Raw genomic sequence first — 22,552 nt, forward strand, 5'->3', positions numbered from 1 at the left:
CTTTCGCAGACAGCCCCTTGAGCAAGTGCAACACCAAAAAAAACAGTTGTTATGCTATAGCTTGATGAGCTTGATGGTTTGTGTATTGTTACCTTGTTTAACCTGCAGGAAATAAGTACCTGGTGCATAGCTGTTACCCAGCGTGAGTATTCCGCTTGGCGCTACGCCGGTCCTTGCTTCTACTACGCTTCCCGCACTATTCGTTACCTGGATGTTCAGCGGCTTCAGCGAGGTACTTACTGTGAGCACATAGAACTGGCCGGGCGATGGGTTGGGGAAGGCCTTGATGGTGAGTATACCATCGGGGAACGGATTGTTGGGCAGGCGCGGTACCGTTACCTGCACATTTTGCGTACTGCTGTTGCCAGCCGTATCGGTAGCAGTGATGGTAATGGTATAGATGCGGCCATCTCCGAATACGCCTCGCTCCGCACGCAGCTTCACGTGATGATTATCGACCACTACCCAGTCGGGCGCGTTGTTGTAATAACCGGTACCGGTTACGGGCTCATTGCTGGTTACAGTCAGTGAGGTGGTAACAGGTCCGCAGTTGTCGGTTGCTTCGTAATCGACCGTTACATCCTTCAGCTGGAAGTTTGGCGGCCACAGTTCGGCCGGGTTGGCAGCTGCGCTGGTGATCAGCGGTGCTTCTTCATCCGCTACAGTTACTGTATAAGTAAAGGTGCTGGCATTGCCGGCATCGTCGGTTACCGTCCAGCTTACGAGCGTTGCGCCGGGCTGGAATACCACGCCCTGCAGGCTGGTGGCTGTTACCGGCGCCGAGGTAGTGCCTTTGTAGGTAAGGGTATACGTAAACGCTAAGGACGCATCACAACCATCGAGCGCCGTGATGTCGAGCTGCGTGCCGGCGGTGAAGGTGCAGGCTGCAGAATCGGTGGCAAACAATTTCGCTCCACCGTTTACGATGCTGTTGTCCAATGCGGTGATCAACGGCGCTGTTACATCCTTCACCGATACGATGAATGAACAGGTACCCGTATTGCCGGCTGCATCGGTTGCCGTCAGTGTGATCGTTACTTCACCACTGTTGTTCAGCACGGTGCCTGCTGCAGGACTCTGCGTTACGACTACACCCGGTACAGCAGCTTGTCCGTTCACGAGTGCCTGCGACGTATAATCTGGTAGTATAGCAGCGCAAGTGGCATCGAGGTTAAGCGTTTGCGCCTCCGGACAAGTGATGGCCGGTGGCAGGTTAGATGTGGTATTGGAGGCTCCGCTCTCATTATGATAACGATCGAGCGATGTTACGGCATAATAATAGGTGGTGCCGGCTACGCCGCTTTTATCGGAGAAATTGGTGGTATCGTTGTTGGTAATGGCCAGGATATTGTTCGCGTTGGTAAAGTCGATGGTTGGTTCTTCCGAACGGTATACCACGAACTGGCGTACTTTATCGAGTACTCCGGTGGCGGCAGGCTTCACCCAATTCAATACTGCTGAATCGCCGGGATATTTCACCACGGTGAGCGCTGCAGGTGCTTCGGGCGCTATGCTATCCCTCCAGGGCATACGCGGCAACAAGGCCGGCTTCTGGTAGAAGAACAAACGCAGCGAATCGCGGAAACCCAACCGGGTGGTGGCGCGCATGCTGCTGGTATTGTAAATGGCCTGTCCGTATACATTGGGGAAAGTTCTGTTGAGGCGCATTTCATTGGGTATCTGCGAAGGGTTGGCCCAGTTGGCGCCCTGTGCTGCATCGTTTACTTTGTAACCGGCCATGCCGATATAAATATGACGGCCATTGTTGGCCTGGTTGTTCCACCAGGGTACGATGGCGGCATAGTTGGCGCCCGGTTGTCCGATGTACCAATACACCTGTGGGGCGATATAATCCACCCAACCTGCCTGCAGCCATTTCTTCGTATCGGCATATAAGGTAGTATAGTGTTCGAGACCACTTGTAGGCGTACCGATCTCAGGATTGGTGCTGTTGCGATAAATGCCGGAAGGTGATACGCCAAACTTCACGGCGGGCTTCAATGTCTGGATGGTATCGTTGAGGCGCTTGATGAGCATGCTCACGTTGTCGCGGCGCCAGTCGCCCCGTACGGTAAAGCCACGCGGATCGAGCGTGTAGGACGAATCATCATTGTAAGGTGTAGTACCTGCGGGCGCTGCGGGTGGATAGAAATAATCATCGAAGTGAATGCCATCTACTTCGTAGCGGTTCACGATATCGACGATGACACTGGTAATGTAATCGCGTACTACGGCCAGTCCGGGATCGAGCACCCGAAGTGTGCCTTGCGTCAATAACCAATCGGGATGCGCCTTGGTTACGTGGTTGGCCGCAAAGCCGGGAATGTTGTTGGAGTTGCCGGCTGCGCGGTAAGGATTGATCCAGGCATGGAACTCGATGCCGCGTTTGTGGCACTCATCGATCATGAATTGCATGGGATCCCAGAAGGTGCTGGGTTCTTTGCCCTGTGTGCCGGTAAGGTCGGCCGACCAGGGCTCAATGGCGCTGGGGTACATGGCATCGCACTGACTGCGTACCTGGATGTAGAGGGTGTTCAACCCGGTCGCTTTGTGGTGATCGATGATGGAGAGGAAGGCGGCACGCTGTTGAGCGGGTGTCTGCGTGCGGTTGGGCCAGTCGATGTTGGAGTAAGTGGCTATCCATGCTCCGCGCATTTCGCGCTTGGGAGGCTGCTGGCCAAATACCAGCATACTCATGCAAACCAGCCATACAGCAAGTAAAGATCTTTTCATAAACGTTTAGTTTTGCAGGTTTATGCTAAAATTAGCGAAAGCGCGTGCAAAGAATTGCGAGAATAGGGGCATGTGGATATTAAAATATCCTGCAAATACACGCATGAGTAGACGCTGTAATATCAGAGATCCCCAGGAGGGAATCCGTTGGTATGCTGCAATAGGTAGCGATGCCGCCTGAGTGGAGGAGCGTGCTGACAGTTGGGCCGTGAATAATGTCGTTTAGACCACCGATTTAGCCAGATTGGGCGAAACGTTGGAGATGAAGACATCCAGGCCGGTATCTTCCAGGAACTTATTGCTGAAGAGTTTGGCCGTCTTCTCGTTCAGTAATGCGCTCCGGTGTTCCATCCAGGTGATGGCCTTGTTGCCATACATATGTTGTACCAGGCCGGGAAAAGACCAGTCGGCATTTTTACCCCAATGGATCGTAAAAGGTATGTTAGCGTTCTTCAATACTTCTATGGTGCGGGTGCAAAACTCTTCCAGGCTGATGAGTTTGTTCTTCTTCCCCTTCCAGATCAATCCATCGATCTCCAGCATACACGTAACGGGAAACCGTGTAAAGGCCATCGTGGCTTTGGATTGCTTCACAAAACGCATGGCATAGATGCCGGGTATGGGACCTTCTTCCCGCGCCAGTTTGCAGAGCAGGTCGAGGGCCCTGGGCGCATTGGCGTTATCGATACCCACTGCGATCGCATAGGCAGGGCCCTGGAAGGGTGCATCCCAGAATATTTCGCCCAAGGTGCCGGTCACTTCCAGATCTACCGGTGGCAATACCGATGCCTGCAATACCTTGATCAGCTTGGGTATGCTGTTCTTGAACTTCTCGGCGATCTTCATGAAGAGTATGATGAGGTCGCGATAGACAGCGGTCTTTATGCGTGGCAGCGGATCGGGATAAGCCAGCACGAAGGGCTTTTTGTAGATCGCCTCTACCACATACTCCGGATCATCTACATACGGGTTGATGAATATCTTGTAATGGAAGGGGCGATTGCCCTTGCCGTTGGCATCGGTTTCGCCCGGTATGGTAAAGGTGGAATTGGCAAAATCCATGGTGGCAGCCAGTTGCAGCGCTACGTCTTTGTTGATCCGTTTTACATAGCGCTTGAGCAGGTAACGATCTTCGGTATGGATCACTACGCCGTGTATGAATCCGAAGGAGCCCAATCCTACGAGGGCGGCGTTGAAGAGTTCATCGTTGCGGATCACGCGGGCTTTGATGCGCCCGGCAAATACGGCATTGAGCGCGGGATCGGTATGACGTTCGAGGTACACGATATCGTCCGGATTGGGACCAATAATGAGGTTCAACCCCACGACCCAATCCTGTACGGCGCCCACATCGAGGGCCGATCCATGCACGCCGGTGGAGAGGCAGCCGCCGATGGTTTGGCCGTTACTGGCTCCGGTACACCGGAGTGATTTACCATGGTCGAATGCGAACTGATGCAGGTCTTTAATCACGTTGCCACATTGCACAAAGAACAGGTTGGCGAACTGATAGACTGAGCCTGCTTGCATTTCATCTTCCAGCACCGGTTTCTTCAGGTTCATCAGGGCATTGAAATGCATATTGTCTTTCTGGTGGGCGATATTATTCATCGACCAACGCGATCCGAAGGCACGGAAGCCTTCGCCGGCATCGAGTGCGGTTTTGAGGAGGCGCTGCATTTCGGCTGCCGCATCGTTGTAACGGTCTATGAGGGAAGGCATGTTACCCTTGCCTTCGAGAGAGGTATTGTACTGTACTTTAGTGGGGAAGGGCCCATTGTGGTGGAATGTATCCCAGGTGCCAACCTCGTGTTTGGTGGTGGTAGCCATACTATCGGGTTATTGAGTGGTAGGTAAATTATTTGCTGATTGGTGCTTGCGGGCGCTTTATTGCTCTTTCATGCACACGTACTTGATGCGCACCTGCCGCTTACGCCCGAAGGTGATGGCGCTCAGCAGCACTCCACCGAAGGTAACGCGGTATTGAAAGGCATAAAAGCCACGTGCATTACAGGACTCCAGGAACATGGGGTCGCCGAGGTGGGGTTTGAGCGTTATCGTGGTGTCGAGTGTGGTCACTTTTAGTCCCCTGAAAAAGGGATCATCCGATGTACTGAACGGATCGGGTTCGCCGGTGCCGCGCTTATCGACGAAGCGGACGGAGTAGCAGGAGGTCAGCAGCAAGCCGCAGGTGATAACGAGCAATAAGAACTGGATGGAAACCGGGCTTTTGGCAAATGGTCTATGCATGATGAACAGTTTTAGTAATGGTAGCAGGTGCGGAGTAAGTTTGATCGCGCGGGAGGTCTGGTTGGGATGCCTGGTTAAATATCCGTATTATTTCTCTATCTACCACTACCACAAAGTGGTAGTTAGTTACCTTGAAGGGGCATTTTCGACGACCGAATGACGCCAGATCGCGTATATAAAGGGCCGTTCCGGACAATATAAGGGTGTATCTTTAGCAAAAGTACCTAGCCATGAAACATGTATCCATCCTCGTGCTGGAGGGTCAGAACAATATCAGCAGCATGATCGGTCCGTATAAAATCCTGCTACGCGCCAATGAATATTGGAAGAGTCTGGGCCGTGAATCGGTATTTCGTGTAGAGATGGTAGGGTTATCAAAAGAGCTGGAGCTGTACGACGGGCTGTTCACCATCAGGCCCCATGCCACCCTCCACGAGATCAAACAAACCGACCTCATTATTATTCCCTCCCTGCACCGCGATTATCCTACCAAGGTGCAGCTCAACCTGCCGTATGCCGAATGGATCAAGGATCATTATACCAAAGGCGCTGAAGTGGCCAGCATCTGTACCGGGGCTTTTATCCTGGCTTCTACCGGTCTGCTCAATGGCAAGAGTTGTTCTACGCACTGGGTGGCGGCCAATACCTTCCGGCAGTTGTTTCCTGAGGTGGCCGTGATACCCGAAAAGATCGTGACCGATGAAAACGGGATTTATACCAATGGCGGCGCCTATTCTTTCCTGCACCTGATGATGCACCTGGTGGAGAAATACTTCGACCGGCCTACAGCCATCTGGTGTTCGAAGATCTTCCAGATCGACCTGGACCGTTATAGCCAAAGTCCGTTTGCGATCTTCTCCCCCCAAAAGGATCACGAAGACGAGCTGGTGCTGCAAGCGCAGTTGTATATGGAAACGCATATCGGCGATAAGATCTCCGTGGATCAGTTGGCGACCAGTTACCATATCAACCGCCGCAGCTTCGACCGGCGCTTTATCAAAGCCACCGGCAATACCCCGCTCGAATACCTGCAGCGGGTACGTATAGAAGCTGCGAAGAAGAGCCTGGAGACCTCGCAGCATTCGGTCAACGACGTGTTGTACGAGGTAGGCTATAGCGATATTAAATCCTTCCGTGAAGTATTCCGGAAGATCACCGGACTGTCGCCGCTCGAGTACCGGGCGCGGTATAATAAGACGGCGGCGGTGCAGCATGGGGCCTATCCGATAGTTTGATGAGGGAGCGGACGTAAAAGAAAGTTAAAAGCGTTTAACAGTGTGGGCTACCGCAGGAGGATTCGGTACATTTAAGTATTCACCAAACCTCCTGTCATGAGAACGATACTATCGCTTTGCTTTGCCCTCATTAGCTACAGCGTGATTGGCCAGGATAAACTGACCGAATATGTTGCCTACAGAAGATTGATCGAGATGACCGGCACCGAGTATGTACTTGCTGCGGTGCAGCAGCGCACGAAGGTGCGTAGTGAAGGAGAATATTTGTTGTTCATCAACACCAAAACGGGCGAAAACCTACAGGTCAATATTCCGCCGGATTCCTATATAGAAAAGATAGAGCAGATCAAACTCGACACCCTGCAGATCAACCGCGTGGTTGTTTCGGGCAGGATGGTGAACCTCAACAATGATAAATCGATCGACTACTACGATCCCGAGCAGATCATGGTGCTTTCTACCGACGGGAAGGAGCAGATCAAGATAACGCCCGACAATTACTTTGTAAGCAGTTACGCCATCAACCGTCAAACGGGGGTGATCGTCGTGACGGGACATGTAGACTCCAATAACAATAAGAAGTGGGATCGTACAGATAAGAATGAGATCTTCCTGTACGACCTAAAGGCTTTGAAGCTCGTGGCAAAATTATAAGGAGGAGCGCCTCAGGATGGTTTATCCTTTGTGTTCCTGATCAATCCCATGCCCGTAAAGAAAAAGATGGCGCCCAGTACCGCATAAATGACGATGCTCTTCACGTTGCGGGTGCCTTCACCGCCGTTGATGAAGTTTACAGCCGCCATGATAAGTCCCACGGCGCCCAGCAGGGTGAACAGGATGCCCAAGATCCGTTTTTCCATATCAACTTTTGTCATATCCATCGCAATTCACGTGCCCGGGGGCTGCACGGCACCTAACGACCTGTTTTTCCTCATTTAGTAAACGAATTTTCCGATCGAGTCCTTCATCCCGATCTCATTACAGGAATTTTGCACCACAATTCTATTTACTAACTGTAATGATGGTCATGACAAAACACCTTTCACTGATCGCAATTCTTAGCTGCCTGGTAAGTTTTCTGCAGGCACAGGATAATCAATCTAAAAACGCCACGGTTCAGGGCACCGTTACCACCAGCGATGGTAAACCAGCCGCACTCGTTACCCTGCGTATCGAACGTACCAAATGGGCCACTACCGCCAATGAGCAAGGCGAATACCTTTTGAAGAACGTTAAACCCGGCACTTATACCCTCAAGGCTACGGCCATTGGCACCATCACCCAGGAAAAGTCCATTACAGTGGCTGCCGGTGAGTCGGTGACCATTCATTTCACCCTCAAAGAAAACGCCAGTCAGCTGGCAGAAGTAGTTGTTACCACCCGCAACCTCAACAAGGAAACCAGGACGGTAGCCAAAATGCCGCTGAAGAACCTCGAGAACCCGCAGGTGTACAGCACCGTTTCGTCCGAAATTTTGAAACAACAGGCCATCACCAATTATGATGAGGCACTGCGCAACGTGCCTGGTATTTCCCGCACCTGGGAGTCGACCGGCAGGGCAGGGGACGGCGCTGCTTATTTCGCCTTGCGTGGTTTTGAAGCACAACCAACGCTCGTAAACGGATTGCCCGGTCTCGTGAGCGGCAACCTCGATCCCGCCAATATCGAAGAGATACAAGTACTGAAGGGACCTTCGGGCACTTTGTTCGGCGGCAGCTTTTACGCTTATGGTGGTATGATCAACACCATCACCAAGAAACCCTACTTCACTACTGGCGGAGAAGTGGCTTATAATTTTGGCAGCTTCGGACTGAACCGCGTAACCGCCGATTTCAACACGCCGTTGAGCCAACAGGAAAAGATCGCGCTGCGCGTGAACACGGCTTACCATAGCGAGAACAGTTTCCAGGACGCCGGTTTCAAGAAGTCTTTCTTCCTTGCACCTTCTGTTGCCTATGAAGTGAACGACCGCCTGAGCTTTCTGCTGGTGACCGAGTTCCTCGATGAGGAAAGGGCCGTTGCGCCGGTGTTCTTCCACTCGGACCGCTCATCACCCCTCGACTTCAAGAATATTGGAGAGCTGAACCTCAACAACGAGCTGTCCTTTACCAGCAATGATCTTACGATCAAGAATCCCCGGTTCAACCTGCAGAGCCAGATGACCTATAAGCTGTCGGACAAATGGACATCGCAGACGGTGTTCTCCCGCGGTACCGTAAAATCGAACGGCATTTATACCTATATCTGGGACGATGTGGCGGGCGACAACTGGTTCAGCCAGTATTTCCACAAGGAGCAGCAAACGCTTAACACCACCGATATCCAGCAAAACTTCAATGGTGATTTCCATATCGGCAAGATGCGGAACCGTTTGCTGATCGGTTTCGATTATTACAACCGGAATATCGTTGACAACGGGTCGGGCTGGGCCTGGGCGCGTAATGTAACACCACAGGGCGATGTGAACTACAAGGATCCGTTCACCGGCGATGAGCAAGCCCCTGTTTATCTTACCAAAGAAGCCATCGGTAACCTGCTGGCTTCTACCCAACCCGCGAGCAGCAATATCAGCAACTATTCTTACAGTGCTTATGTGTCGGATGTAGTAAACATTATTCCGGGTGTGATGGCCATGGTGAGCCTGCGTGCCGATTATTTCGACAGCAAAGGACAGCGTGGTACGAAAGACGACGACTATGATCAGTTTACCGTTTCGCCCAAGTTCGGATTGATCTACCAGCCCATCCAGGATAAGGTGTCGATCTTCGCGAACTATATGAATGCGTTCATCAATGTGGCGCCGCAGCAGGTGTCGGACCCGGACGGTTCCAATACGCATGTAAAATCCTTTAAGCCTGAGCATGCCGACCAAAAAGAGTTTGGTGTGAAGACCAACCTGCTGGCCGGTAAACTGAGCGCTACCGTTTCTTATTACGATGTGAAGGTTTCTAACCGCGTGATGCCCGACGCCAGCAACCCCAACAGCGTAACGCAGGGTGGCAAAGTAGGCAGCAAGGGTTTTGAATTTGACCTGAAGGCTAACCCGGCCCCCGGCCTCAGCCTCATTGCCGGCTATAGCTATAACCATACGAAGATCATCGAGGGTGCGCCGTTGGATTTTTATGGTCAGCCAGGTCGTGCGCCTGGTGGTCAGGGTCCGCAGAACCTTGCCAACCTGTGGGCTACCTATAAGTTTCCCGAGCGGCTGCTCAAGAATTTTGGCGTGGGCGTAGGTGGGAACTATGCGAGCGAGTACCGGGTGATCGACAATGCCGAGACCGGTATCTTCGACCTGCCCAGCTATACATTGATCAATGCGAGTGTGTTTTACAACTCCAACCATGTGCGTGTTTCGCTGAACGTAAACAATGTGGGCAATGAAACCTATTACATTGGTTACTGGTCGGTGAATCCGCAAAGGCCCCGCAATTTTGTGGTGAGCATGGCGTATAAGTTCTAACCCAACCAATCTATAGAGGAAAGGCCTCCGGCAACGGGGGCCTTTCTTTTTTGCACAAAAATTTGCAGAGTAGTATAGAATAGGATAGATTTGCCTTCATCGACGGTGGTATAGCCACCGCGAGCTCACTACAAACGATGCCATATGGATGATGTATATAAGCAGATCTATGAGATGGAAGGGGTAAGCAGCCTCTCCAAACACGAACAGCTCGTTAATGGCATTCTTGGCGCCATTCAGAACAAATCCCTGTCGCAAGGCGATCCCCTGCCTTCGGTCAATAACCTCATCAATGAATTTGGCTTTGCCCGCGAAACCATCGCCAAGGCTTACAAGGACCTCGTAAAAAGGGGCATTGTGGAGTCGAAGAACCGGGTAGGGTTCTTTGTTTCCAATAACAATGTGAACCAGCACCTGCGGGTGGCGCTGGTACTTTTTGCCTTCGACGCCTTCCAGGAAACCTTTTACAAGACCTTCCGCTCGCGCCTTGGCGCGGGGGTGCACATCGATGTTTTCTTCCACCACAACAATATCAACGTGCTGGAGAGCATTGTGCAAACGATCCGGGGCCGCTATGGCATGTATGTGGTGGCGCCCATTCCTCATAAAAAGACCGCTTCTATTCTCGATACCCTGCCGATGGATTCGTTCCTGATGATCGACCGCTACGAAAAGCTGTCGGGCGAGTTCTCTTATATCGCGCAGGAGTTTAAAGACACTTCGTACCGCGTTTTCTGCGAACTGAGTGATACCATCAAGCAGTACGACGGCATGATCTATTACCACCGGCCGAATGCCGATACGCCCATCGAAATATTGCAGGCGTTCAAGTCCTTTGTGAAGGATTATAAGATCAAACACGAGATCCTCGACGAATACCTGCCCGGTACGCTCAAGAGAGGCATGGTGCATTTTACCATCAACAATACCGAGCTGTGGAGTATGCTGAAGGATTGTAAAGTGATGAAGCTGAAACCCGGTAAAGATGTAGGCATCCTGTCGCACAACGATGAGGTGGTGAAAGAACTCATTTTCGATGGCATCACTACCTACACGGCCGACTTTAAACGCATGGCAGAGCGGGCCGCCGCTTTTGTGCTGAAGCGTGAACAGATACAGGAGATATTGCCGATGGTGCTCATCCGGCGTAAGTCTTTGTAACCCGTTTCCCATCTACCCGATACTCCATGAACCTGACAGGATTTATCTGCTTTTGGCTGTTCCTGGCCCTGGTGGCTTCGATCTCCTTCCTCAAGGCGAGGAAGATACGATTGAACACGACGGCTGCCTATTTCATGGGCAACCGGACGCTGGGCTTTTGGATGGTGGGGTTCTCGCTCTTCCTCACCAACCTGAGCTGCAACCAGTTTGTGGGCGAAAATGAGTTTGTGTATGTGAACGATATGACCGTCATGGCCTGGGGCATGAGCTCCATACTCGCCATGCTGGTAGTGGCGGAATTCTTTTTACCCATCTACCTGAAGATGGGCGCGGTGACAACGCCCGATTATCTGGGGCATCGATTTGGTCCGCGGTTGAAGAAGCTGGTTTCGCTCATCTTTCTCATTAGCTACCTGGTTACACTTATACCCACGATCTTATACGGCAGCGCGGTGGCGCTTAACGGCATCTTCCACATCGATGAAGCATTGGGCATTCCTTATTTCCCGGCCATCTGGCTGCTGGTGGTAATGGTGGGCGTAATAGGTTGTTGTTATACAGTGATCGGCGGGTTTAAGGCCATTACCGTGTCGGACCTGGTACAGGGTGCCGGACTCCTGGCAGGCGGCATTGCGTTGATCTGGTACAGCCTGCGCTACCTGGGCGGGGGTGATGCGGTGCATGGCATTCAAACCATACTGGGTTCTAAGAAAGAACACTTAAATGCGATTGGCAGTGCACAAGACCCGATACCCTTCAGCACGTTGTTTACCGGTATGTTCCTCATCAACCTGTACTACTGGGGCATGGAACAATACATTATGCAACAGGCGCTGGCGGCTAAGAGTTTGTCGCAGGGACAGAAAGGTATGTCGCTGGCAGCTGTTGGCAAACTGATCTCGCCTTTGTTGCTGAATGTGCCGGGACTGATCGCGGTTCATCTCTATCCCAATATTACGAATACGGCAACGGTGTTTCCGCGGCTGGTGGGCGATGTGTTGCCGCCGGTGATGACAGGCTTTATTGCCGCCATTATTTTCGGCGCGGCCATCAGCACTTTCAATGCGGGCCTCAATAGTTCGGGTACGTTGTTCATCATGAACCTGTACAAACCCTGGCGCAAGGAAGCGAAGGATCGTGAGCTGGTGAAGGCGGCGCGTATTTTCCAGATCAGCATTTGTGCGGTGGCCATGTGCTTTTCGCCCTTTATCTTCTATTTCGACGGAGGATTCTATCACTATATACAAAAGATATCGAGCTTCTTCAGTGTGCCGGTGTTTACGGTGATGATCGTGGGTTTCCTGACGAAGCGTGTGTCGGAGAAAGCGGCGCTGATCGGCTTGGTTTTCTTTATCGTGACCTATACGCTGAGCCAGTTTGCCATCGAGGTGCCGATGCATTACCTGCATGTGGTGGCCATCCTGTTCGTTGTAACTATTGTGCTGATCCTGGGCATCAGCCGTTGGATGCCGCGGCACGAACCTTATTCCACGCCGCACCTGGCTGTGGTGGACCTGAAGCCCTGGCGGCACCGGCATTATTTCTTTTTCCTGCTGATCGTGTTGATGGCAGGGGCCTTCCTGCTGTTCTCGAAAGCGGGGATCGCCGATTAATAGAAGCTAATTACCCTGTAGGAATAAAACCGTTAACTATGTTACGTTTTCGTATTGCTTTCCGAATTGTAATTGTTCTACTTACACTCGTATTGTTCGCCTGTTCAGCCGGACGAAAGACTAAACGAGGTGAACAGTCACCGGTAATAAAAAAGGGAATCAATTCAGTTAATGAAAAAATGGTAACCATTCCATTTGGTGGCAACGATGGGCAAATCCTGTACGATCTGCAAAAAGGAAGTTATTTGGTCACCTGGCGTAATGATACCATTATTTATGACGCCTATGCTGCTTATGCAGGCAAGGACTCTTTGTTTTCTACGGGAAATTTCATTCGTCATTATTCCTCCGTTGTTCCAGCTGATAGACCCGGCGTAAACAGTTTGCATACTATTGAATGGGAAGCAAATGGACTGCGATTTCAGCAAGTATTCAACACCTCTCGTTTCAAACCTTTTTTCTTTACGCAACTGAAGGTGAGTGGAAAAGGTGTGGCATCGGCTTACATTTCACCTTTGACTTCCAGGAAGGTAACCGCTCCTGGTATACAAGTGGTTCCCTATGCCCTGGCTGTTCCGTTCGACAATGATATGTGGGTTCGCTATGACGTTCAGTCACTTCGTGCTGCAAACTTTACCAGTAGTGAAGTAACTGCTGTCTTTGATAAGATGACGGGCACGGGATGCATACTTGGTTCGCTTGAGCATACCCTATGGAAAACAGGCATTCAGGTGTCGGCCGAAAATGGAATAAAAGTTTACGGCGGATTTGTTGATAGTGTGACCACCCATGATAAAATCCCACATGGAAAAGTGTCTGTTAACGATACCCTGTGTGCCTCGCCACAAATATTTGTAGGCATGTACACCAACTGGCGCATAGGCATGGAGGAATATGCTGTAGAAAACAAACTTATGGAACCGTCTGCTATTGAACCCAGGAAGAAAGCCACGCCTATGGGCTGGAACAGCTGGGGTATGATGCAAACCAAACTTACGCTTGAAAAAGCCAAACAGGTTGTTGATTACTTCCATGATTCGCTGAAGGGCTTCCGCAATGAAAACAATACCCTATACATCGACCTTGATTCGTATTGGGATAATCTCGTGAAAGGAGGATTAAATGGCGATGTGAGTCAGTTGAAGGAGTTTGCCGTTTATTGTAAGAGCAAGGGCATGATCCCCGGCATCTATTGGGCGCCCTTTGCGGATTGGGGTAAATATGATCGACCGTTCGAGAACAGCAATCATCGTTACGGCGATGCCTGGATAAAACAAAAGGGAAAACCGGTTGACCTCGATGGTGCGCTGGCCCTTGACCCAACGCATCCCGGCACACAGGCGCGCATGGCACTGCACATCAATAAGTTCAAGGAGCTGGGCTTTGAAATGATCAAGATCGATTTTCTGGGCCATGCAGCGCTGGAAAGCGATCGCTTCTATGACCCCAAAGTGACCACGGGCATGCAGGCCTATAAAGTGGGCATGGAATACCTCAGCAAACTCATCGACAATAAAATGCTCACCTATGCGGCTATATCGCCTACCATGGCTACCGGTCGCTATGTGAACATGCGCCGCATTGCCTGTGATGCTTTCAGTGCTATAGACAATACCGAATATACCATGAACAGTACAGGTTACGGGTGGTGGCAACAAAAGCTATACGATTATATAGATGCAGATCATGTGGTATTCAATAAAGAAAGGCCAGGTGTGAACCGGGCCAGGCTGGCTTCGGCTTTGGTGACCGGCACGCTGATCACCGGCGACGATTTCTCGGTGGCGGGCGAGTGGGGGGAGGCGGCCAAAACACTGCTTCAAAACAAAGACCTTTTGCAGGTAATAAAACAGGGCCGGCCATTTTGGCCACAAGAGGTTGCTGATGGCAAGAAAGCCCCGGAGGTTTTTGTAAAACTCAGTATGGAAGGCGATCGTTATTATATGGCGGTTTTCAACTACGACCAGCAAGCTAAAACTTATCCGGCGGAAACATTATTCGGCACAAAGGCCGAGCACGCCAAACTTTTTATATTCACTGAACTTTTTTCTGGCAAGCAGCTTGACCTGCAAACGCAATCATCCATTGTAGTGCCTGGTTCAGACGTGATGCTTTTTAAAGTCACGATGCTAAAGTAGTAGTGTTTGGAAGTCCAGCATCGAAAGCCGAATTAGATCCATCCCGATCTTCATTGATGACGCCTATCCGCGAAACCGGTTTCGAAATACGGCAGCACCTTAATCTAAGATTGCATGGCAGCAATACCATGTTGAAACTGTCTGCTTTGTATCTATTATGTATCATTCACATGGCTTATTCTCCCCAATTGTTAACGGACACTAAACCGGGAATATTAATCCCCGAAATATTTTGGCCGGTAAAAAATAACCCTATATTTGTGGTAGTATAGTATAGGATAGTACAGATCACCCGTTAAGGCTCTCCTGTACGTATTTGGAAAAACTAACATTGCTTAATTTATGACTACAAGATCTGCTTGCCGTATGGGACATCCCCGTGTCCATCCGCGCAATTCCCTATTTGCTCTTCCGGTCTTTCTACTGCTCTTCCTGCTTTCGGCAGTCCGTTCGCAGGCGCAGGACATTTCAGGTACCGTCAGCGACAGTACTTCTCTTCAACCCATTTCAGGCGTTTCGGTGGTGATCAAAGGCACCAAACAAGGTACCAGCACCGACGACAAAGGCCGTTTCTCCCTCGACATTTCCGGTGCCCAGGCGGTCCTCGAGATCTCCTATGTTGGCTATCGCACCAAGGAGGTGTTGGCCCGCAAAGGCGTGCCGGTGCGGGTACAACTTGCCCTGGCAGTCGACACTACCGGCGATGTGATCGTGGTGGCTTATGGCCGACAGAAAAGACAAAGTCTGGTGTCGTCCATCACCTCCATCAACCCCAAAGAACTGCGTGGCCCCACCAGCAACCTTACTTCGATGCTGGCCGGCCGCATTTCGGGCGTTATCGCTTACCAGCAGAGTGGTGAACCGGGGGCCGACAATGCCGCCTTCTTCATTCGTGGTGTAGGCAGTTTTGGCGCCGGTAAACGCGACCCGCTCATCCTCATCGATGGTATGGAGTCGTCGAACACCGACCTGGCCCGCCTGCAGCCCGATGACATTACGGGTTTCTCGGTGTTGAAAGATGCGGCAGCTGCTTCGCTGTACGGCGCCCGCGGCGCCAATGGCGTGATCCTCGTTACCACCAAGCTCGGTCACGAAGGCAAGGCGAAGTTCAATATCCGCCTGGAAGCACCCGTATCGACCAACACGCGCAACTTCAAGTTTGCGGACAACGTGACCTACATGAAACTTGCCAACGAGTCCGTGCTCACGCGCGATCCGCTGGGTGTGTTGCCCTATTCACAAAACAAGATCGACCATACGGCAGCCGGTGACGATCCGCTGCAGTATCCCAACAACAACTGGATCGACCAGCTGATCAAGGATTATACCGTGAACCAGAAGGCAAACATCAACGTGGCCGGCGGTGGTAAAACAGCTCAATACTATATTGCCGGTACCTGGAATATCGACCGCGGTATTCTGCGCACCGTGCCCGGCAGCAGCTTCAACAGCAATATCAAGCTTAATAACTACAGCGTACGCTCCAACATCTCTATCAACATTACACCCAGCACCAAGGCGATCGTAAGGACCTCCGGCCAGTTCGATGATTACAACGGGCCTATCGGGTACCGCGATGGCGATGGCAACTGGGTGAACGGTGGTAAGGTGGTTTTCAACAGCGCCATCTGGAGCAACCCGGTGATGTTCCCCGCTTATTTCCCTTCGAGCTATGCGCCGTTCAGCAACCACCCGTTGTTTGGCAACGCCTTCATCGGTAATACCAATTCGCTGTACAATAACCCCTTCGCCACCATGGTGAGCGGTTTTCAGCAATACAATACTTCTACCCTGAACGCACAGATCGAACTGAACCAGAACTTCAACTTTGTAACACCGGGTCTCTCTGCCAACCTGATGGCCTTTACCCAGCGTTACTCGTTCTTCGATGTGGCGCGCAGGTACAATCCGTTCTACTATACCTTGTTGCCCGACCCCAATGGCAAGCTCACCGTACTCACCCCGCTCAACAAAGGGCAGGGCACCGAGTACCTGAACTATATGCCCGGCAGCAAGATCGTGAACACCGTTACGCATGCACAGATGTCGCTCAACTATAGCCGTACCTTCAAAGATAAGCACGCGGTATCGGGTATGCTGATCGGGTTGATCCGCAATTTCCTCAGCGCCAATGCGGGCGACCTGCAGTCTTCCCTGCCACAACGTAACCTCGGCGTATCGGGCCGCTTTACCTATGGCTACGACAGCCGTTACTTACTCGAAGCCAACTTCGGCTACAATGGTTCGGAGCGTTTTGCCGCCAACCACCGCTTCGGTTTCTTCCCTTCTGCGGGTTTGGGCTGGGTGGTATCGAACGAACCTTTCTTCGAGTTTGCGAAAGATGTGGTGTCGAACATGAAATTCCGCTTCACGTATGGCCTGGTGGGTAATGACCAGATCGGTAATGTGAACGACCGCTTCTTCTACCTCTCGAATGTAAACCCCAACAACGACGGACGTGGTTTCCATTGGGGTACCAGTCAGAACTATTATGTGCCGGGCTATTCCATCAGCCGTTACGCCAACAGCGATATTACCTGGGAAGAAGACGTGATGGCCAACTATGGACTTGACCTGTCTTTTGCCAACGGCATCAACCTGACCATTGACGGTTTTAAATCGACCCGCCACAATATCCTGATGGACCGTACCACTATTCCTACTACGATGGGATTGGAAGCCGGTATCCGCGCCAATATGGGTAAGGCTTCCCGTACCGGTATCGATGTAGCCCTCGACTACTCAAAGACTTTCAATAAGAACCTCTGGGTGCAGGTGCGTGGTAATATGACCTATGCTACCAGCAAGGTGATCCTGAACGAGGAGCCCGATTATCCCGCCGGTCTGGAATACCTGTCGCGCATCGGCAAATCGATCAACCAGCCTTATGGTCTGCTCGCCGAGCGTTTGTTTGTAGATGATATGGAGGCCAGCAAATCGCCTTTCCAAAGCTTTGGCGGTACGCAACCTGTGCAAGGCGGCGATATCAAATACCGGGATATCAATGGCGATGGGGTGATCACGGGTCTGGATTATGTTCCCATCGGTCATCCTACCAATCCCGAGATCACGTATGGTTTTGGATTCTCGATGGGCTATAAGGGTTTTGACCTGAGTGCTTTCTTCCAGGGTAATGCCAGGGTATCGTTCTTCATCAACCCTTACAATATCTCTCCTTTCGTACAGAATGGCGGATCGCAGAACGGTTTGTTGCAGGAGATCGCAAACAGTCATTGGAGCGAAGAGAACCAGGACCTCCATGCCTTCTGGCCGCGCCTGGATCCCCGGTTCAACGACAACAACTCGCAAACCTCCAACTGGTGGCTGCGCAACGGGGCCTTCCTGCGCCTGAAGACGGTGGAACTGGGTTATAACCTGCCCAGCAAATTCCTGAAACGTTTTGGCTTCTCGAACTTCAGGGCTTATGCCAACGGTCAAAACCTGTTTGCCTTCAGCAAGTTTACACTGTGGGATCCTGAAATGGGCGGCAATGGGTTGGGTTATCCTGTACAAGCCGTGTACAACTTCGGTCTCAATTTCGGATTCTAACGATTTGCGATTCATCTAAACAAGAAACAATGAAAAAACGATTTTATATACCGGCGCTGCTGATGATGCTAACGACAGCAGCCTGCAAAAAGAACTTTCTCGATGTAGTGCCCGATAACGTGCCTACACTCGACAATGCTTTCACCATGCGGTCGGAAGCCGAAAAATACCTGGCTACCTGCTACTCGTACCTGCCCAATGATGGCGACCCGGTGGCGAATGTGGCCTACCAGGCTGGTGATGAGTTCTGGCTGGCTTATCCGCCCGCGAGCTTGACGGCTACCAACTGGAATATTGCCCGCGGCAGCCAGAACGTGGTGCGCCCTTATGGCAATATCTGGGATGGTGATGGCGTACAGAATGTGGGTTACGATAACCTGTTCACTGCCATCCGTACCTGCAATACTTTCCTGGAGAATGTGGGCGACGTGAAGAAGATACCCGACCTGCCAAGCGACGAACGCACGCGCTGGCTGGGTGAGGTGAAGTTCCTGAAAGCTTATTACCATTTCCTGTTGCTGCGTCAATACGGACCTATCCCCATCATGGATAAGAGCATCCCCATCAACGCGCCGCTGGAAGAAACCAAGGTTCGCCGCCAACCGGTGGATTCTGTGGTGAACTATATCGCTGGCCTGTATGACAATGCAGTGGCCGACCTGCCGGTGAGCCTGCTCACGCCTTCTACCGAACTGGGGCGCATTACCAAGGCCGTTGCCTTAAGCATGAAAGCAAAGGTGCTGGTGCTGGGTGCCAGTCCGCTGTTCAATGGCAACAACGACTACGCTACATTCAAAGACAAGCAGGGTACACAGTTGGTGAATACTACTTTCAGCGCTGAGAAATGGCAACGTGCCGCTGCTGCGGGTGCCGCCGCCATCAAGGCTTGCGAAGAAGCCGGCATCTACCTGTACAAGTTCATCAATACCACGGGTTTCAACCTTACCCCGCAAACCATTACGCAAATGAGCATCCGCAATGCGGTGTGTGAAAAATGGAACCAGGAGTGGATATGGGCCAGTGCAGAATCATCCACGTGGCAGTTGCAATACTCGTCGATGGCGCATATTGACCCCAACAACAGCGGTAACTCGAGCATCTACGGTACCCTGGGGCCAACGATGCAGGTGGTGCGGCAGTTCTACAGCAAGAACGGGGTGCCCATCAGCGAAGACAAAACCATCGACTTCTCCAATGCCAATAGTTTGCGTACCGCCAACCACGACGAGCGTATCGATTTCGTAGAAGGCTACCAAACCGCGCGCATCAACTACGACCGCGAGCCCCGTTTCTATGCCGACCTCGGCTTTGATGGTGGCAGGTGGTATATGCAGAACAGTCCGAGTAAGACAGACGAGAACACCTGGAGCGCTCAATTGCGTCTTGGCCAGTTTGGTGCGGGTGTAGCGGTGACGATCACCACTTACTATCCCAAGAAACTGGTGAACTGGAAGTTTGCCTACCAAAGCAATAACAGCAGCCATATCGAAGATTACCCGCTGCCCACGATGCGCCTGGCCGACCTGTACCTGTTGTATGCGGAAGCGCTCAATGAAGCCAGCGGTCCCTCGGAAGAAGTGTACAAATACCTTAACCTGATCCGCGAAAGAGCCGGGCTGCCGACGGTACAAAACAGCTGGACGAATTTCTCGAACCAGCCGGGCAATTACCTCAGCAAGGAAGGCCTGCGCAGCATCATCCGCAACGAGCGCAATATCGAACTGTCGTTTGAAGGGCATCGTTTCTGGGACCTGCGCCGCTGGAAACTCTCGGGTCAATTGCTCAATGGCAATATTACGGGCTGGGACCGCTCAGGAACGGCTGATCGTCCGGATCTGTTCTATACGCCCACTACTTATTTCAACATGAAGTTTGTGGTGCCGCGCGATTACCTGTGGCCGATACGGGAATCGAACCTGACCGTTAACGAAAACCTGGTACAAAACCCGGGCTGGTAATTCAACTATTTAACTGATTGCAAACAGACAGATATGAAAAAGCAATTACTGATCCTCTCCACCTTCTGCGCGGTGACCGGCCTGTGGAGCTGCACCAAGGAAGAAGAAAATGGCATCAAGGAAAACAATTCCAATCCTCCTGGCCTGGTGAGTAATGTGAAAGTGACGAACGAAAACGGGGCTGCGACCATCACGTACACCATGCCGGCCGACCAGGACCTGCTGTACGTTAAAGCGATGTACACCCTGGCCAATGGCACCAAACGCGAAGTGAAAGCCTCTACCTATACGAATGCGTTGCGGGTAGATGGTTTCTCTGATACCTTAAAGCACACGGTACAACTGATAGCGGTGAATAAAAGCGAAGTAGCATCGGCTCCTGTTGATGTTACCGTTGAGCCGCTGGTGTCGCCCATCCAACTGGTGTACCGCAACCTGCAGGTGACGGCTACGGCTGGTGGTATCCGCATCAAATCGCTCAACAAGTTCCGCGGCAATGTGGTGATCGTGCCGCTGATGGATTCGCTGAGCAAGGGCGATTTCATCTCGCTCGACAATATCTATACCAGCGATTCGATCATCGCTACGAGTATCCGTGGTTTGACGCCGGTGCAAAAGAAGTTTGCCTTCTTTGTGCGCGACCGCTGGCTCAACACCACCGATACTTTGTACCTGAACCTTACACCAGCCAAGGAAGTATTGTTGCCTCGCAGCGGCTACTCGTCGTTCGTGTGCGACAACGATACCAAGATGTCGTTCAATACCACGGTAGAAATGATGTGGCAGGGTTTGCTGAACAACGAATGGCCCTGTACTTATACGGATGAGAGTTCGGGTGTACCTACGACCATTACCTGGAGCGTTGGCCCTCAGCCGGTGAAGCTGACACGCTTTAACCTGCTGACCCGCCGTGAAGGCAGTCTGTATTATGCAAAGGGTAGTCCGCGCCGCTTTGAAGTGTATGGCGCCAATGAGCCTACGCGTGATGGAGACTGGAGCAAATGGACCAAGATCCAAACCTTCGAGGTGATCAAACCTTCGGGATTGCCGCTTGGCCAGGAAACCAGTGCGGACGCTGCAGCCGGGGCTTCCGGTTTTACCTTCGACTTCAGCGAGGATACGCCGAAGTACCGGTACCTGCGCATCAAGTGCCTGCAAAACTGGATCGGCTCTTATTTCATCGTGATACAGAATATGAATGTGTGGGCGACGGAGTAATTCATTAACAATTTAAAAACAGGTTCATGAAACGAACTATTGCCAATATAACGATCTGCAGCGCCGCCGCCCTGGCTATTCTGGGCATTGGCGCCTGCCAGAAAATGGACGAATACAAGAAATTCGCCGAAGGCGGAGAGATCACTTATCCCTCGACCTTCGACTCGCTGAAAGTGATTGCGGGTAATAACCGCGCCATGATCACGGGTATATTGAAAGGCGATCCAAAAGTAACCAGGTACCGCGTGTTCTGGAACAGCGGGCGCGACTCGCTCGAAACGACTATGACCCGCTCGGGCGAGGTGGATACCATCAAACAAGTGGTGCCGAATCTGCCCGAAGGGCCCATTACCTTTACCCTCCGCACGTATGATGCCAAGGGTAATAAATCGATCCCGATGATCGTAACGGGCAATGTGTATGGCGCCAGCTTTCAAAGCTCGGTCGACCAGCGGGGTAACCGCGTGGTGCTGAGCACGAAGTACCTGCAGGATGGATCGGCCGTGATCAAATGGGCCAATGTGGATGCGTATGTTGGCGTGTTTGGCATGCAGATCATTTACCAGGATGGCGATAACAAACAACGCGATACCATCGTGCCGGTAAAACTGCAGGACCAGGAAACGACGGTGCCCAATGTTGGTATCAAGCAAGCCCTTAGTTATAAAACCCTGTACCTGCCCGAAGCGGTAGGGATCGATACGTTCCGCGTAGCGGCCAAAACCCTGGGTGCCTTTACGGAAGTATCGCTGCTCAACAGCATCAAGCCGATTGCCAATGCAGGCAATGATGGCAGCCGCTGGGCCAATATGCGTGATTGGATCACTAATAGTGCCGCGAAGAACCACAACGGTTATGGCGGTACGGATATCGGTGGCGACCCGAAGATCTATTTCGAAGCAGGCTGGGGGGCAGGTGCTATCCAGAACGGTAAGATACACCAGGTGGTTACGCTGCCTCCGGGCAAATATAAGTTTGAGGGTTCGGTAGACTGGTGGCACCGCAGCAACCGCAATGATGTGTACCTGATGGCAGTGCCTGGTGCCGGTGGATTGCCCAATATCGACAACCTGGGTGCAGCGATCTCCTACGGCAAGCTGGAAGGCGGCTGGTGGTGGGATACCCAGTTTGAACTGACACAGAAGACGACGCTTTCGATCGGTATGCTTTTGTATATGAGCGACCAGGGTGAAGCGACCCGTTTGAATAGTTTGAGATTGTATATTGTGAATTAATA

The 22,552-nt window shown here is 51.7% G+C and carries 14 protein-coding genes; 10 read left to right on the plus strand and 4 right to left on the minus strand.

Going from position 1 to position 22,552, the window contains the following annotated elements:
• Positions 1-54: 54 nt before the first annotated feature.
• The 3 genes from P2H89_RS07500 to P2H89_RS07510 form a co-directional block, all read right to left on the minus strand.
• On the minus strand, positions 55-2,733 hold the full coding sequence (locus P2H89_RS07500; protein ID WP_275825989.1) for a family 10 glycosylhydrolase: 2,679 nt from the start codon (positions 2,731-2,733) through the stop codon (positions 55-57).
• A gap of 222 nt (positions 2,734-2,955) precedes the next feature.
• Complete coding sequence (locus P2H89_RS07505) at positions 2,956-4,563, minus strand: FAD-binding protein (RefSeq protein WP_275825991.1); 1,608 nt, start codon at positions 4,561-4,563, stop codon at positions 2,956-2,958.
• Between the two features lie 57 nt (positions 4,564-4,620).
• Positions 4,621-4,983 carry a hypothetical protein gene (locus P2H89_RS07510; RefSeq protein WP_275825992.1) on the minus strand — a complete coding sequence of 121 codons (363 nt, stop codon included), beginning with the start codon at positions 4,981-4,983 and terminating at the stop codon, positions 4,621-4,623.
• 230 nt (positions 4,984-5,213) lie between these two features.
• On the opposite strand from P2H89_RS07510, the gene P2H89_RS07515 reads away from it, so the two are divergent.
• On the plus strand, positions 5,214-6,218 hold the full coding sequence (locus P2H89_RS07515; protein ID WP_275825993.1) for a helix-turn-helix domain-containing protein: 1,005 nt from the start codon (positions 5,214-5,216) through the stop codon (positions 6,216-6,218).
• Positions 6,219-6,314: 96 nt separating this feature from the next.
• Positions 6,315-6,872, plus strand: coding sequence for a hypothetical protein (locus P2H89_RS07520; protein WP_275825994.1), 558 nt, complete (start codon positions 6,315-6,317; stop codon positions 6,870-6,872).
• An 11-nt stretch (positions 6,873-6,883) separates the two neighbouring features.
• Here the strand turns inward: P2H89_RS07520 and P2H89_RS07525 are convergent, their stop codons facing one another.
• Positions 6,884-7,078 carry a hypothetical protein gene (locus tag P2H89_RS07525; protein WP_275825995.1) on the minus strand — a complete coding sequence of 65 codons (195 nt, stop codon included), beginning with the start codon at positions 7,076-7,078 and terminating at the stop codon, positions 6,884-6,886.
• A 167-nt stretch (positions 7,079-7,245) separates the two neighbouring features.
• Between P2H89_RS07525 and P2H89_RS07530 the strand changes: the two genes are divergently transcribed.
• From P2H89_RS07530 to P2H89_RS07565, 8 genes are all read left to right on the plus strand, one after another.
• Positions 7,246-9,678 (plus strand): TonB-dependent receptor, encoded by a 2,433-nt coding sequence (locus P2H89_RS07530; protein ID WP_275825996.1) that lies wholly within the window; start codon positions 7,246-7,248, stop codon positions 9,676-9,678.
• Positions 9,679-9,822: 144 nt separating this feature from the next.
• Positions 9,823-10,839, plus strand: a complete 1,017-nt coding sequence (locus tag P2H89_RS07535; protein WP_275825997.1) for a GntR family transcriptional regulator — start codon at positions 9,823-9,825, stop codon at positions 10,837-10,839.
• Positions 10,840-10,865: 26 nt separating this feature from the next.
• Positions 10,866-12,452: a solute:sodium symporter family transporter gene (locus P2H89_RS07540; RefSeq protein WP_275825998.1), complete on the plus strand. Its 1,587-nt coding sequence runs from the start codon at positions 10,866-10,868 to the stop codon at positions 12,450-12,452.
• Positions 12,453-12,631: 179 nt separating this feature from the next.
• Positions 12,632-14,590: a hypothetical protein gene (locus P2H89_RS07545; RefSeq protein ID WP_275825999.1), complete on the plus strand. Its 1,959-nt coding sequence runs from the start codon at positions 12,632-12,634 to the stop codon at positions 14,588-14,590.
• 342 nt (positions 14,591-14,932) lie between these two features.
• Positions 14,933-18,139, plus strand: a complete 3,207-nt coding sequence (locus P2H89_RS07550) for a TonB-dependent receptor (RefSeq protein WP_275826000.1) — start codon at positions 14,933-14,935, stop codon at positions 18,137-18,139.
• A 29-nt stretch (positions 18,140-18,168) separates the two neighbouring features.
• A complete protein-coding gene (locus P2H89_RS07555) occupies positions 18,169-20,097 on the plus strand; it encodes a RagB/SusD family nutrient uptake outer membrane protein (protein WP_275826001.1) in 1,929 nt (642 codons plus the stop codon).
• 33 nt (positions 20,098-20,130) lie between these two features.
• Complete coding sequence (locus P2H89_RS07560) at positions 20,131-21,315, plus strand: DUF5000 domain-containing lipoprotein (protein WP_275826002.1); 1,185 nt, start codon at positions 20,131-20,133, stop codon at positions 21,313-21,315.
• Between the two features lie 26 nt (positions 21,316-21,341).
• Complete coding sequence (locus P2H89_RS07565; RefSeq protein WP_275826004.1) at positions 21,342-22,550, plus strand: DUF4998 domain-containing protein; 1,209 nt, start codon at positions 21,342-21,344, stop codon at positions 22,548-22,550.
• Positions 22,551-22,552 lie beyond the last annotated feature (2 nt).

Origin of the sequence: Paraflavitalea sp. CAU 1676, assembly GCF_029223285.1 — a bacterium.
Lineage (GTDB): Bacteria > Bacteroidota > Bacteroidia > Chitinophagales > Chitinophagaceae > Paraflavitalea.